The organism is Microcoleus sp. F10-B2, assembly GCF_036704965.1.
GTDB lineage: Bacteria > Cyanobacteriota > Cyanobacteriia > Cyanobacteriales > Microcoleaceae > Microcoleus.
Window position 1 is genome coordinate 1 of the sequence record NZ_JAUBTB010000044.1, and the last position, 13,378, is coordinate 13,378.

General features: G+C 44.6%; 15 protein-coding genes, 1 tRNA gene and 1 pseudogene. 8 read left to right on the forward strand and 9 right to left on the reverse strand.

The window, feature by feature from the left end:
* Window positions 1–712 precede the first annotated feature (712 nt).
* Together QUA99_RS17995 and gltX are read right to left on the reverse strand one after the other, a co-directional pair.
* Window positions 713–1,147, reverse strand: coding sequence for a CAAD domain-containing protein (locus tag QUA99_RS17995; protein ID WP_333239471.1), 435 nt, complete (start codon window positions 1,145–1,147; stop codon window positions 713–715).
* A 363-nt stretch (window positions 1,148–1,510) separates the two neighbouring features.
* A pseudogene (gene gltX, locus QUA99_RS18000) lies at window positions 1,511–2,953 on the reverse strand (glutamate--tRNA ligase); the annotation flags it as partial.
* A 50-nt stretch (window positions 2,954–3,003) separates the two neighbouring features.
* On the opposite strand from gltX, the gene QUA99_RS18005 reads away from it, so the two are divergent.
* The 3 genes from QUA99_RS18005 to QUA99_RS18015 all read left to right on the forward strand — a co-directional run bounded on the left by QUA99_RS18005 (window position 3,004) and on the right by QUA99_RS18015 (window position 4,094).
* A complete protein-coding gene (locus QUA99_RS18005; RefSeq protein ID WP_333239469.1) occupies window positions 3,004–3,288 on the forward strand; it encodes a hypothetical protein in 285 nt (94 codons plus the stop codon).
* 13 nt (window positions 3,289–3,301) lie between these two features.
* On the forward strand, window positions 3,302–3,799 hold the full coding sequence (locus QUA99_RS18010) for a DUF393 domain-containing protein (RefSeq protein WP_333239468.1): 498 nt from the start codon (window positions 3,302–3,304) through the stop codon (window positions 3,797–3,799).
* A gap of 85 nt (window positions 3,800–3,884) precedes the next feature.
* Entirely contained in the window at window positions 3,885–4,094 is a 210-nt protein-coding gene (locus QUA99_RS18015) for a hypothetical protein (RefSeq protein ID WP_333239466.1), read from the forward strand.
* Between the two features lie 148 nt (window positions 4,095–4,242).
* Here the strand turns inward: QUA99_RS18015 and QUA99_RS18020 are convergent, their stop codons facing one another.
* The 4 genes from QUA99_RS18020 to QUA99_RS18035 all read right to left on the reverse strand — a co-directional run bounded on the left by QUA99_RS18020 (window position 4,243) and on the right by QUA99_RS18035 (window position 9,048).
* A complete protein-coding gene (locus tag QUA99_RS18020) occupies window positions 4,243–5,397 on the reverse strand; it encodes a GTPase (protein WP_333460389.1) in 1,155 nt (384 codons plus the stop codon).
* A gap of 454 nt (window positions 5,398–5,851) precedes the next feature.
* Window positions 5,852–5,925 (reverse strand) — tRNA-Asp (locus QUA99_RS18025).
* Window positions 5,926–5,981: 56 nt separating this feature from the next.
* On the reverse strand, window positions 5,982–7,109 hold the full coding sequence (locus tag QUA99_RS18030; protein WP_333239462.1) for an esterase-like activity of phytase family protein: 1,128 nt from the start codon (window positions 7,107–7,109) through the stop codon (window positions 5,982–5,984).
* Window positions 7,110–7,197: 88 nt separating this feature from the next.
* Window positions 7,198–9,048 (reverse strand): TM0106 family RecB-like putative nuclease, encoded by a 1,851-nt coding sequence (locus QUA99_RS18035; RefSeq protein WP_333239460.1) that lies wholly within the window; start codon window positions 9,046–9,048, stop codon window positions 7,198–7,200.
* A gap of 95 nt (window positions 9,049–9,143) precedes the next feature.
* On the opposite strand from QUA99_RS18035, the gene QUA99_RS18040 reads away from it, so the two are divergent.
* Window positions 9,144–10,295, forward strand: coding sequence for an aminotransferase class V-fold PLP-dependent enzyme (locus tag QUA99_RS18040; RefSeq protein ID WP_333239458.1), 1,152 nt, complete (start codon window positions 9,144–9,146; stop codon window positions 10,293–10,295).
* 40 nt (window positions 10,296–10,335) lie between these two features.
* On the opposite strand, the gene QUA99_RS18045 is transcribed toward QUA99_RS18040, so the two are convergent.
* From QUA99_RS18045 to QUA99_RS18055, 3 genes are read right to left on the reverse strand one after another with little or no spacing between them, the layout of a single operon-like run.
* The gene (locus tag QUA99_RS18045; RefSeq protein ID WP_333239456.1) at window positions 10,336–10,647 is read right to left on the reverse strand and encodes a DUF433 domain-containing protein; all 312 of its coding nucleotides are present in this window, start codon (window positions 10,645–10,647) and stop codon (window positions 10,336–10,338) included.
* Window positions 10,648–10,673: 26 nt separating this feature from the next.
* Window positions 10,674–10,952, reverse strand: a complete 279-nt coding sequence (locus tag QUA99_RS18050; protein ID WP_333239455.1) for a DUF433 domain-containing protein — start codon at window positions 10,950–10,952, stop codon at window positions 10,674–10,676.
* Between the two features lie 3 nt (window positions 10,953–10,955).
* Window positions 10,956–11,450 (reverse strand): helix-turn-helix domain-containing protein, encoded by a 495-nt coding sequence (locus tag QUA99_RS18055; protein ID WP_333239453.1) that lies wholly within the window; start codon window positions 11,448–11,450, stop codon window positions 10,956–10,958.
* A 443-nt stretch (window positions 11,451–11,893) separates the two neighbouring features.
* Here QUA99_RS18055 and QUA99_RS18060 point away from each other — a divergent pair, with 443 nt between their 5' ends.
* From QUA99_RS18060 to QUA99_RS18075, 4 genes are all read left to right on the forward strand, one after another.
* A complete protein-coding gene (locus QUA99_RS18060; RefSeq protein WP_333239451.1) occupies window positions 11,894–12,286 on the forward strand; it encodes a hypothetical protein in 393 nt (130 codons plus the stop codon).
* A gap of 1 nt (window position 12,287) precedes the next feature.
* Entirely contained in the window at window positions 12,288–12,608 is a 321-nt protein-coding gene (locus QUA99_RS18065; RefSeq protein WP_333239449.1) for a hypothetical protein, read from the forward strand.
* A gap of 27 nt (window positions 12,609–12,635) precedes the next feature.
* The gene (locus QUA99_RS18070) at window positions 12,636–13,037 is read left to right on the forward strand and encodes a hypothetical protein (RefSeq protein ID WP_333239447.1); all 402 of its coding nucleotides are present in this window, start codon (window positions 12,636–12,638) and stop codon (window positions 13,035–13,037) included.
* A 72-nt stretch (window positions 13,038–13,109) separates the two neighbouring features.
* Window positions 13,110–13,328 (forward strand): hypothetical protein, encoded by a 219-nt coding sequence (locus tag QUA99_RS18075; protein ID WP_333239445.1) that lies wholly within the window; start codon window positions 13,110–13,112, stop codon window positions 13,326–13,328.
* Window positions 13,329–13,378 lie beyond the last annotated feature (50 nt).

The window sequence follows — 13,378 nt, forward strand, 5'->3', positions numbered from 1 at the left end:
GCTGCCTATCTTTTTTTAGCACAAGTGGGTTAAATCTTTACGCTCTCTGGGTTTGGCGCGGGTTGTCACCCCCCCAGATCAAATACAGCGTATTCCAGGTTTGTGAAGTGTAGGGACACGGCGCCGTGCCGTGTCCCTACGGGGAAGCTCACGATAGGCGGGTGTACTTCATGAATGTGGAATCTGCTGTATGTTAGCATCGGAATTATTCCTATCTCCGCGATCTTCATCTGCGTAAATGTGCGTCAATCCCTTATCATCTGCGGTTAATACATTCTCTTTTTTTGACTGCGGATGAGGGCAGATTAACACAGATTAACGCAGATGAATTAGATAGATTCCGGTTGCACCATCTGCGGTTGACTGTTGGCTGGATTTTACTATAGCAATCCTACTAAGGAATGAGAATTAAATAACTTACAATTTATTGTTCTTGTGGGATGGGCCAGAAATATGTGTAAATTATTTAATTCGCGATCCTAAATGATTCAGATAAATTTGTAGGGTAGTGCCTTTCTTTGCCTACCCCCTATCTATCGGGGAACCACGGGGGGATTGCCCCTACAATAATTATGCAAATGATTTAGGATTGCTATATTCCGATGCTACCGGAATTAATATCATTAGTCATTAGTCATTTAGAAACCCGACACTAACAACTTATTTAAAGTTGTCAGTGTCGGGTACAAATTCAACAAATTACAGCAAGAGTTTAGGATTTTTTGCCTAAAATTTGTTCTTTCAAGGCTTGAATTTCTTGAGCTAATTGTTGCCGGTTGGACGATCGCAGCAAATAGCGGTAGACAAACCACACGGTGTATCCGATACCAATTAGCTCAAATGTGGGTGCTAGCAGGGGGATGTCGTTGAGTTCGTCTACTATGCCCAAAAGCACTTTCAAAGAGATAATCGAGGCTAAAATTACACCTACAACAGTCAGGGGACTTTTGTACTGTTCGTAAAAGCTGCCGATGTAAGCGGGAAACTCGGACAAAATTGCGATAATTTGTTCTTTGATCTGCTGGGCCTGACTTGGCGGTTCTTCGGTAATTATGACTTTTGTTGTACCGATCGAACTGTCTGCTTCATTTCCGGCAGGAATGTCGGTGATGATAACGGTTGTTTCTGGTTCGTTTGATGAAGTCATTTCTCCACTCGCAATAGTTTTTTGCTGGTTGGCGGCAGGTATTTCAACTGCTGCTGCGGCTGTTTCAACTGCCGAAATATCGACTGCTGAAACCTCGGTGCCGACTGTTTCCACAGGCGATATTTCGACTGCTGCGACCTCCGTTCCGACTATTTCGGCCGCCGGTATTTCGACTGCTGAAACCGACGCTGCGACTGTTTCCGGAGCCGGTATTTCGACTGCTGTCACCTCGGCCACTGCTGTTTCAACAATCGGTGTTGCGACTGCTGGCTGTTCTGTAGCAGGAGTTTCGGCGACTGTTTCTGCCTTTAGTTGTTCTGGGGTAGGAGTTTCGGCCGCGACACCAACAGCCGGCAAATTCAAGCTACTAATGGCATCAAGCAAACGGGTTTTAGCCGTTCCTCGCTGGTGAAGGATTACCCAAGATTCTATCAGGTCGGGGCCGTGCATTGCACCTGTCAGAGCGGCTCTGAGCGATCGCATAATTAGCCCTTTGTTAAGATTTTTCTCTTTACTGAGCTTTTTAGTGATTTTCTGAGCTTCCGCTGATGTCAGGGATGAATGACTTTCCATCGCTTCTACAACTGCTTGTAAAGCCTGTGCAGCCCCTGTTTGCTGCAACTGTGCGAGTGCTTCTTCTTCGTATTCCACGGTGGTGGAGAAGAATACCTTACACATATCCACAGCATCGGTTAAGCGAACGAGACTCGGGCCGATTAAAGCAGCTATTTGTTCGAGCCAGGGGCGGTCTGCCTCCAAGTCAAACTCATAACCGCCTTTCTGCCACCAATAAGGTATCAGCAAATCTGTCAATTGCGGCACTGGCATTTTGTGCAGGTATTGACTGTTAAGCCAATTGAGTTTATCCCAATCAAATTTTGCACCGGCTTTGTTGACTCGATCGAATGTAAATACTGCTGCAGCTTCGGAGAGTGTAAATATCTCTTGCGTGGAGTCCGGCGGAGTCCAGCCCAGCAAAGTCATGTAATTAACTAAAGCTTCGGGGACGTAACCCATATCTTTGAAGTCAGAAATCGAGGTTACGCCGTCGCGTTTAGAAAGCTTTTGCCCTTGCGAGTTTAAAATCAGCGGCGTGTGGGCAAATTCTGGGATTGTCGCGCCCAAAGCTTCGTAAAGCAATATTTGTTTCGGAGTATTGCCGATGTGATCTTCGCCGCGGATGACGTGGGTGATGCCCATGTCGATGTCATCTGCGACTACGGCGAGGTTGTAGAGGGGTTGGCCGATAACGCCACCGCTGGATGCACGGGCAATTACCATATCGCCGCCGAGGTCGCTACCTTTCCAGGTTACGGTATCGCGTACCGTGTCCTTCCAAGAGATAGTGCGATCGTCCTCAATGATAAACCGAATCACGGCTTGCCGCCCTTCGGCTTCAAAAGCTTCTCGCTGTTCGGGAGTCAGGTTGCGGTGGCGGTTATCGTAGCGGGGGGCCTGTTTGTTGGCTTTTTGTTCTTCCCGCATCTGGTCTAGTTCTTCCGGCGTGGTGTAGCAGCGGTAAGCGAGTCCTTTGTCTAGCAGGGTTTGGACTGTTTGGCGGTATATTTCCAGACGCTGCGACTGAAAACTCGGGCCTTCGTCCCAGTTCATACCCAGCCAGGTGAGTCCTTCGAGGATGTTATCGGTGTATTCGCTTTTAGAACGTTCTACGTCTGTGTCTTCTACCCGCAGGATGAATGTGCCGCCTTGGTTGCGGGCAAACAGCCAGTTGAATACGGCGGTTCTGGCAGTACCGATGTGTAGGTTTCCGGTGGGACTGGGGGCTAGACGGACTCTGACATTCATGTAGATTTTTGCTTTTAGATTGGGCGATTTGCTGGTTGGGGGAATAGCTGATGTTTAAGACTTTAAATTTTATTATATTTTGTTGCCAAATCAACAGTTGTGCTTGGCAGGTGCTTTGCCTCGATTTGTTTGATATTCGACTATCGGGCGATCGGGTGAAAGTCTCCGGCATGGCAGGAGAGGGCATCTTGATGATAATAGCTTGCGGGTGGTCAAGACTGGATTCACCTTTGGGACTATTTTTCACACCACAAATAACTGCTTTAGGAGTACCCAAGGCGCACCTGATAACTATTGATGCTTGTAAAATGTTTGTGTGCGATCGACGACATTAAAATATATTTCCCTATGTCTGCTGCTAAAACTGAGTTTTCCGAATCTGTTGCGCCCTCACCCGAATCTGTTGCGCCTGCTTGGCAGATAGAGTTACTGTACGACGGTGAATGTCCTCTGTGCGTGCGGGAGGTTAATTTCTTGAAAAAACAGGACGCGGGGCGAGGTTTAGTGTCGTTTGTGGATATCGCGGATGATGGCTACAACCCGGAGGCCCACGGCGGAATCGACTACGAAACGGCGATGGGTCGGATTCACGCCATATTACCCGACGGTACTACGGTTAAAAATGTGGAGGTTTTTCGTCGCACCTACGAGATTTTAGGTATGGGATGGATTTATGCAGTTACTAAATTACCAGTGATCGGGGCGATCGCCAATTGGCTGTACGAAATTTGGGCAGACTGGCGGCTGAAGCTGACGGGAAGGCCGGATTTAGCAACTATTATGAGCTCACGAACTGTGCGGATCGAGTGCGAAAGTCAGGGCCGCTGCCAACCCAACTCAAAATGAGTCATATTTAATACGTGCGATCGGTCTATCACAAAATGTCAGCATAAACAGAAAAGATTGACTACTATTAAAAGCGGGAAAGAAAATGCAAGATGCAGGTTATACAGTTTTCATGGGCTTCGGCGGCCTCTGGGTACTGATGGGAATTGCCGCTGTGATTTTCCTGTTCAAATCGGACGGTCAAAAACTTAGGTTTGGCAAATGGGGATTGCTAGTTGCGATTCCGATTCTGGTGCCCATCGTCCTAGTTTTGACATATCAGATAGCCCGACCGTTTATTATTCCACACCTTTGAGCGCTGCTGGGAGTCGATGTTTAAATTTAATTATAGGCAAAGAGTTTGCGGAACTTGTTAGGAGAGTTCTAGGAAAGGGCAAGGAATATTAGGAGTCGTTGATGGGGGTGGAGTGAGTGCCACACCTTCGCGCTGGACTAGGCGGAAACTAGAGACCACCCAAAAATTTGCTAACAAGCACTTTCCATTCAGACAGATCGCGCAGATCGCGTATGTCCGTCAATGCTAAATCCCTCAACACATCTTTAGCTTGTTTATGGTAGCTTCTAAATTTTGAACGTAGAAGCTCTTCCTGCTCAAGCTTAGCATCACTAGAAAGAATATAATTAACGGTTGCCAATACTGCAAGAGTGAGAATAACTGCAACCCCAGCCGCCGCCACATCAAGAATACCTGTAGGTGGAATAAAGGATTTAACAAACAAAAAGAGGCTGGAACTCACTGTTTCATCTAAAAATGTTGGCAAAATAGCAAGCGCAGCTTGAGGAGACAAAAGTTTGCCAGTGTATAAGTAATACAAAGACCCTATGGCAACTGCCTGTGTTGCGGTAATAAATGCTGCGCTGCCCGGAATAAATGCTTGACCTGCTACTGCTATCAAAGCTACCGCAATTATTTTGACTGCATAAGACTGCTTTTCAGCCATGTGTCTTGCTAGCAGCAGGTCTTTTCCCTTTTTTTCAAGAAATTCCTCAATGTCACTGCGTAGCGGAAAAACTCCTCTAATATCCATCTTGGGATTACGGCTTTTAGGATCGTAACCCTTCGTACAAGTTGGATAAATCTTGTCTACCTTTAAATCGTTTTTCCACTGATTGACTACATCGTCTACAACCGTTGGATCGAGATCATCCCACTCATCAATTTTGTTAAGAACGACAAAAAATGAATCACAATGCTGCCTCAAGTCATCTAGGCTTTTCTTTTGTGAAGCATCTGAGAAACCAGTTACTACAAATATGCCAACATCAATATGCCTCAAAAAATTCTTGGTGACTTCACTATTCTCTGCACGCACATCGTCAAGACCTGGTGAGTCAATTAAATAAACCTTTTCATCAAGCTTTAGAATCGTTAAATCTTTAGTAACGCCCGAAACTGCTCCTACCTTGGCAATTTCTAAAGCTTTTCTTCTGCTCAGTTTCAACAAAGCATTAATGAGTGAGCTTTTGCCCGAACTTACCTTGCCGATAATCGCAATGTTGAGAGATTGCGATAAATCAGGTGCTTTTTCCACAAATTTCGCTTGTACTCGGTCAAAAAAGCTCTTTTCGTCTAACCCGTCGAAGGCTGAGTCACGCATTTTCCCTCCTCCTCTAATATCGTTTACGCAAATGATTGCTATAAATGGGTTTTGGTAAGCATTCTCCTAATCAACCCGTTATGTAGCTAAAATTTAGGTAATTCATATACCAACAACTAAAATATAACATCAAGTTTCCGCAACTCTTTCTTAGTCGTGGACTCCCGGGTGGTCAGAAACCGGGTTTTTTTGCGAGAATAATTCGTTACAGCCCGCCTCAACGGCAAAAAAAAACCCCGTTGCTTTGGTTTTGATGCGTCCAAGGCTGTTTCTGTAAGCGGATGACATACGGAAAGTCTCCAGATGTCACCTGATTTGAGAGGATATCCAGAGACTTCAGTATCTCTACCCATTTATTGAGTAGTGAAATGTTCAACTACCCATTGATTTATAATCAATAAGAAATTGCTAGAGCTTTTTTCAGCAATCTGAACATTTTCTATTTACGAGAGAACGGGACAGACGGGGCTCGAACCCGCAACTTCCGCCGTGACAGGGCGGTGCTCTAACCAATTGAACTACTGTCCCTCGTTTTGCCGTTTTTTCAGGCACAATTTCTATTATGCCTATAACTTCACCTTTTGTCAAGAGGTTTTTTGAACTTTTATTTGGAAGCCCAAAATTTGAGTCTCTTGCAGGGGACTGAAGTTGTTGTCGCTCACCAAAATCAGACCTCTGCTACCATCGCCTAACACCGGCCCAAATGTCAACCCCTCAATGTTGTCTAGGGGAATTTTCAGGGTTTCCAAATCCAGCAGCAGCCGTTTTTGAGCGGGAGAAACCTCGCTGAGACGGCTTTTGAGGCTTTCAAGTGCTTCAATACGATCGCCCTTTTCCAGAGAAATCTCAAAAATTCTGATAGTTGTGCCAGTTTCCAGGGAGAAAGCACGCTCTAAACTCAGCAAGCGGTGATCGTCGATCGCCAACAAATCCACTAAACCGTTGCTAGTTAATTTTCCCACAGGATTCGCGCCAGCCGGTAGCGGTTCGGTGATGTAGAGAAACGACGCTTCTGGATTGCCGCTCACCGCATCGTAGCGCAAAATCCGGCACGGACTCCCGGTTTCCAGGGAAGCTGCGGTGCCATCTTGTACCAAGGCGTTTTCGGTAGCGGTAAATAGGTATTTGCGATCGGGCGTTAAAGTTAAACTCTCAAAAGCGAGATTGTTGCGGATGCCTTTACTGCCTTTGTCATCCGGCAAAAACTGTTCAGGAATTGCCAGCGTCTTCAGGAGTTTACCATCGAGGGAGAACTCTTTGATAAAAGGATTTATTTGGCGATCGACATCTCCCTCAGAAGAAACAAACACGCTATTGCCAGTAAAAGCTATCCCTTCGGGATCTAAACTTAATTCAGGAAAACCTTTGCCGTTTTCATCTAATAAAGTAGTGACACCAGTAAAAGTAATTTGCTCTTTTTCCAGTTTACCAGATTGCAAGTTAATTTTGAGAGTATAGAAGCGCGCCGGATCCTTGCTGCTGCGGTCATCAGAAATGGCATAATAAACTTGTTTATCGGCATCATAAGTAATGCCCGAAAGTCCGCCAATTTCCGTCCCCTGAAACGGAGAACCTGTAGGAAATATTGCTCTGCCGATAAAATCTATTTTCGTAACGGCGAAAGATTTGGCTGACTGGTTTACCCAAATAGCAACAGTTGCTGCCATCAAAAAACAGACAATAAATATAGTTGCTTTTGCTAGCTTTCGCATTTTACCAATAAATACATTATTACCTATCTTCTTCTTCTTCCCTTTCTTCCTTCGCGCCGCGACGAAAGCGGTTCATTACATCTAAAAATCACGGCTCATGATTTAGCAAAAAATTGGTCAACCAATCTTTAACCACATAAGTAGCACGACAGTCGTCCTCATTGTAGCGGACGATCGCCTCCAAGAGCGATCGATCGCCGGTTTTAAGCCAATCGTCGTACCAGCAGACGCACTGAGCACCATTAGCCTTAGCATCTCGCCAATCAAAACCCAGCCAGCGGGCAATTGGTTTGAGTGCGTAACTTTCCACCGGCATAATCGCTTTTTGCGTCACTTGTTTGTGAATATCTACAAACCGTTTCAGCACGGGTTTCCACAAATAAGCTGGAGTATTGTAAAGTTTAGCCAGTCGCTTAAAAGTCTTGACTTCGTAGTCGCAAAAATGGAAAATCGGAGCAATAGGATAAGCCCACATTAATTCTAAAAATTGCTCCCAGATTGCACCTTCCTCTGCTGCTGATTCTGCTAAAAAGCCGTGGAATTTTTCCGTCTTGTTGTACCTGTCAACAACTAAGACTCCGTGGAGGTAATCCAAGTTTAACTCTGGTTCCGCTTCAATATCAAAGTAGAGTTCTATTGGAGCGATCGGCAAAAACACAGATTGGGAATACGGAATTGGTTTCTTGCGGAGAATTGGCGCAGGTATAGAAGATATGGCAGGTTTATTTTCTCTAATTTTTACTACCTCAACTGCGATGTCATTCAAGATATTGTCTACAATATCTGGTACGATTTCAGATGAGTTAAGTTCTTCTGAATTCTCACTTCTACGTTTTTCTCGATCGTTACTCCGTGTATCCGTGTCAAAATCCCTGTCGTGCCTTCCTTCTTCCTTCTTCCCTCTTCCTTCTTCCTTCTTCCTGACATCCGTTACATCCGTTACAAAATCCGTTGCCGAACTTCCTTCCTCCCGCAACAGCGGTTGATTTAGCAAGTGCGATTGAGCTTGCTGCACCACGTCAAAAGCAACTCTGTCCGGGAATTCGGGATACTCAGCCAGCAGTTCGGAACTAGCATTAGCGAGAGCTTCTACATCAGTAATTTCGAGAGTTTTTAGTCTAGCATAGCGGCTGGCAGTAACTCCCGGCAATAAGGAAAGATGTTTAATAGATTCGGCTTCCGCGTGACAGAGAGTATACCAACCGCAAAGATTGCACTTTTGCCGGGAAATAAACACCTCTGGTTTATCCCGATTTTCTATCATCTGAATGCAGTTGTCTAAAATCTCGAACATCTGAGGAGTTCGCTGGTCGAGATTCACCTGCCACAGCCCTTTTTTTCGCAGCATCAGCCACGCAGTATCGGGCATTGTTTCCTGTACGGAAGCTAAAACTTGGGCGTGAAAAGCTGCGATAATTTGATACTCTTGTTTTGGTCGCTTGCTAAGCCAAATATCCGCAGTAATATAACTCCAATCGCCAAATCTTGATTGTCCCGGCTGTTTGATTAATAAATGGGGGCGGCTGATTAGGGTAATGTTTGAAGAGGGAATATTGGAGGATGAAAGATGAACGGGAGTTTCGGGAATTTCGCCAAATTCGGGGAAATATTGACTGTCAATTCTTACCAGAGAAGTTGTTGGGGCGTTGGTTTTGCCGAATTCGCCCTGGATCAGAACTCCTCGGTAAATGCGATCGACCCCTTGCTGCATTAAACTCAATGTAGCGGCCGCGCCAGCTTCCCAATCCCCTCTAGGATAATATGGTTGTTGGTAAGTCTCGTGTTCCAAAGCTTGCTGCTGGTATGTCGCGCTGTCGCGCATCAGTTTCAGCAGAAAGTCGCTGGGAGGATCTAGTTGTTTCCAGTCTCCGCAGGTGTCTAAAAATGCTCGGAGATGGCATCGCTGATAGGAAAGTAGCAGTTTGTCAGTTATTAACATTTAGTATTTGCAAGGCATAGAGTATCAGGCAAAAGGTATAAAATTCACACCATCAGTTATTCAATATTAACGCTATCAATAATTCCCCAAAAAAAATGACAAAGGACAATCACCGGCAACAATTCCCAGCTTTGGCCAATAAAGCTTATTTTAACTACGGCGGACAAGGGCCGCTTCCTGAGCCTGCTTTAGAGGCGATTTATGAGGCTTACAAACGGGTGCAGCTTGGGGGGCCGTTTTCGGCGGAGATGGGGGCTTGGGTGGTTCAGGAGGCGATGCTGACGCGACGTGCGATCGCATCTGAGTTGACAGTACCTCCTGAAACCATCGCCCTGACTGAAGATGTCACCGTCGGCTGCAATATTGCGCTGTGGGGCATTGACTGGAAAGCAGGCGACCATTTGCTGATTTCTGACTGCGAACACCCCGGCGTTGTAGCTAGTGTAATGGAACTTCAGCGCCGTTTCAACATTGAGGTTTCGATTTGTCCGTTGGCGGCTACTTTGAATGAAGGATCTCCGGTGGCGGTGATTGCTGATAATTTGCGGCCAAATACTCGCTTGTTGGTTATCAGTCACATTTTGTGGAATACTGGCCAAGTTTTGCCTCTGGCTGAGATTGTGAAAGATTGTCATGAAAGAGGAGTGAAAGTGTTAGTTGATGCGGCTCAATCTGTGGGGGTTTTGCCTTTAAATTTGATTGAGTCGGGGGTTGACTTTTATGCTTTTACTGGTCATAAATGGTGGTGCGGCCCGGAAGGTTTGGGGGGGCTTTATGTGAGTGCGGAAGCTTTGGCAGATTTGCATCCGGTGTTTATTGGTTGGCGGGGAATTGCGCGGGACCCTAATACTAAAGTCCTTGGCTGGAAGCCTGGATCGCAGCGTTATGAAATTGCGACTTCGGCTTATCCTTTGTATGCGGGTTTGCGGAGTGCGATCGCCCTGCAACATGAATGGGGTACGATCGAGGAAAGGTATGCAGAAATTTGCCGCTTGAGTAAGTATCTGTGGGAGCGTTTGTCGGAACTTCCCGATGTGGAATGTTTGCGGACTTCGCCACCGGAAGCGGGTTTAGTTTCGTTTCGATTGATGAATAAGATGCCGCACCAGCAGTTAGTTGCTTTGTGGGAAAAACAGGGGATTATGGTAAGGACTATTCCTTCTATTGACTGTGTGCGGGCTTGTGTTCACTATTTTACCACTGAGGCGGAGATTGATAAGTTGGTTGGGGCGATCGCAATACTGTAGGGTGTGTCGCTACCTTTGAGTAAAACTTTAGCATCGGCAGTTATTCATTTTCAGCAAGCCACAGCTCGATTTCTTCTCGGTTGTGTTCGTAATAGTTCGCAACCGCTTGCAAATCTTGAAGGGTGAGTCCTGGATAATTATAGAGAAGTTCGGCTTCAGTTGCGCCCTGTTGTTGGTAGGCGATAATCGTCCAGACGGGAATTCGGGTATCGCGAATTCGCGCTGCACCGCCACAAGTTCCTGGAGTTTTGTGAATGGGATGTTGAAGGGTTTGGACGAATTGCAGCGTTTGTGCTAGCAAGTCATCAGGCAGTGTTTCAATGGTTTGGAGAAGTTGTTCTTTGATGGTCATAATCGATATCCAGATGCAATAGCGGTTTAGACATTGGCAGCTTCGATAATTTGTTCGGCGACAATAGAGGCGTCTATTTCCTGACGGTGAGCCTCATAAAAAGCGAGAGCTTCATTCACTTGAGATTCACTGAGATCATATTCATTCGCAATTTCTTTTGGAGATAAACCCCATCTCTGGGTTGCGATAGCTATTGTTTGTACCCGCAAGCGAGTACCGCGCAAAACGGTAGTTAATTCGCCACTAGCACCCCGCACGTAGGTGATGTGAGGAAAAGCAAGGTCATCATGCCGCTTTTTTATCATAACTTAGTTATTAGTGTGGTTGTTGTTATTTAAGTCTTCTCTTGGAGGTTGTGAAGGTAGCGTTTCGGCTATATTTCGGATGTAAACACCAATAATCATTATTTTATCTTTTTCAATACTTATACTGCCTATCTTTACCCATGTATCTACAGGTAAAGAATCACTTCCTTGAGGTTCAGGCAATAACTCTGTTTTATATCCAGCTTCGTCAAGCCACTCAGTAATATTTCTCCAGTTTTCTACTTTTTCATTGGCTTTGCCAACGAGACTTTTAATGTGTGGATATAAAGTAGTACACATTTCACTTTCAACGCCTTTGACGCTTTTATGGAGTTTATTTGCTATGTCGGCGGGGCTGTAACCACAAAGCAAGCCGCGCAGGTGCAGCTTTTCGACTGGTGTGAGACGCTTTCCCTTAGCGGAGGCTAGATCGGTGTAGAGTGTTTCCAAGTCCCAGTGGTTTGCAGCTTGGGTGAATTGTTCGTTGGTAGGGGGCATTGCGGCGATTCTTTAGAAAATTTCTAGTGAAATTATAGCTTAATTTGTAGTGTTGGATAGGTGTTAGTAAGTTGTCGCTATGTTGTAACAGGTTTACCATAGGGTATAGCTGAGTATGATTGCACAGGTAAATAGTGCTGTGGGTGCAAAGCACTAGCTGAATTATAGAACCCCTTTGATATCTATTGTTGTTGCCACAAGCCTCATGCCAGATAGATTTCAGCTTTTTTGTTACCATCGCCACACGATCTATCGTCTTGTGGCTGTGGAGTGATGCCAGACGGCTGATTTGTCTGTCTTATTGTTGAATATAAAGATGTCAAACCGGTTCTATAGCGAATAATACATTTGACCCTGTACCTGCTCGTCATCCTTACAGTTATTGCATTAGTCCCAAGTTAACATCAGCAGTTAGTCTATAAAGTAGTGCTTGGACAAAATCAATGGACACCAATCTAGGAGAACTAACAGTTCGGATTAGACAAGAGCTAAATGAGTATCAAGCTCAGCTTGGACAAAGACTAAATAAACTTTTGGCTCAAGGTCTAATTTCCCGTACACAGATAGAGGAAATCATCAGAGAAGCAAAGGTGACAGGTGAAGAAGTTGTAAATGCTCTAAAATCACCAGCGAGTCAGGTAGAAGAGGTAACAGAAATCTATGTTTATACTTTGTTTGAAAGTTACAAAGAATCTGTTAAAAAGAGGATAGCGGAAATACAAATAAAATCTGAGCAACGTAATTTTTGGATAATACCTGATTTTTGTGGTTGGTTAAAATTGTCTAAAAAATCGCCTAAAAAATCCCCAAAAACACGCTCTGACAGGAAATCTTAAAATGGTAGACTTTGGCCTAGCTTTTATCTGCATTCTAGTTTTAGTGTGGCCTACGATCGCACTTATGCGATTTTTGGCAGATTTTATCAGCGAAAATATGAGTAATTGGCCTTTTTTACCTTGGCTCTTTGTTAAGCCATCTACAAGTTATATCAAGGGTAAATTTGGCTATGCGAGTGCAGAGGAACTTCGGCACGCAGTTAGAGTCACTGTTATAATTTGTGGTATTATAACAGCTCTTTTTTTGCCTCGTTTATTGATTCCTGTCATTATTTGGGTGCTTGTTATTTCTTGGTTAGTAAGTTTTGTTGAGTCAAACTAACAAGTAGTTACAGAGGAAATATACACTATGAGTTGTCAAGGAAACGATCTAGTTTGGATCAATGGAAAAGCCGTTCCTGTACGCTATGAAAATGAGGGTGGAAAGGCAATACTACCTAGTAGTGTCGAAAGAGATATAGCTCTTAGCTTTATCGGTAGCGCACTATTCAGTCCTGTTACAGGGTTGGTAATTGTTATTGGGCGTGGAGTGCGCGATATACGCTTAACTTATGAAGACATTGTACAAGACATAAAAAGTGAGGTTCATATGCGTCGTGTTGATGGAAAAGCAGACAGGCTGCGATTCGTGTATCAGAGATTTGGAGAAGAAATCGATATGCTAGTAAATAGTAGTTATCCAGAAGAAGTTAAACAACAGGGCAAAGAAGGACTACTAGATGCCATGAAGCAAATGTATACACAATCTTAAGTTTAGAGATTATCAACTCAACTTCTCACACATTTCCCAAGCAAAAAATTAGCGCAACTCACCAAAAATACCATGACACAGAACTTCTACGATCGGACTCCAAGCAGGGCTTTATCTAAAAATAAAAAAGGAGAAATCACAAAGTATAGAAATCCTGCCATTCAACTTATTGGTGGCATCGTTGAGTTAGACGAATCACTGAAAACTTTCATTAACAATCAAAGGATTGATAGCAGTATTATCAGTGCTGACTATAAAACTTGGTCTAAATATGACCGCTCTCAACGTTAAGTCACAAAAGATTTAGTATTACCCACTCCCACAAAAGAAACCGGGTTTTT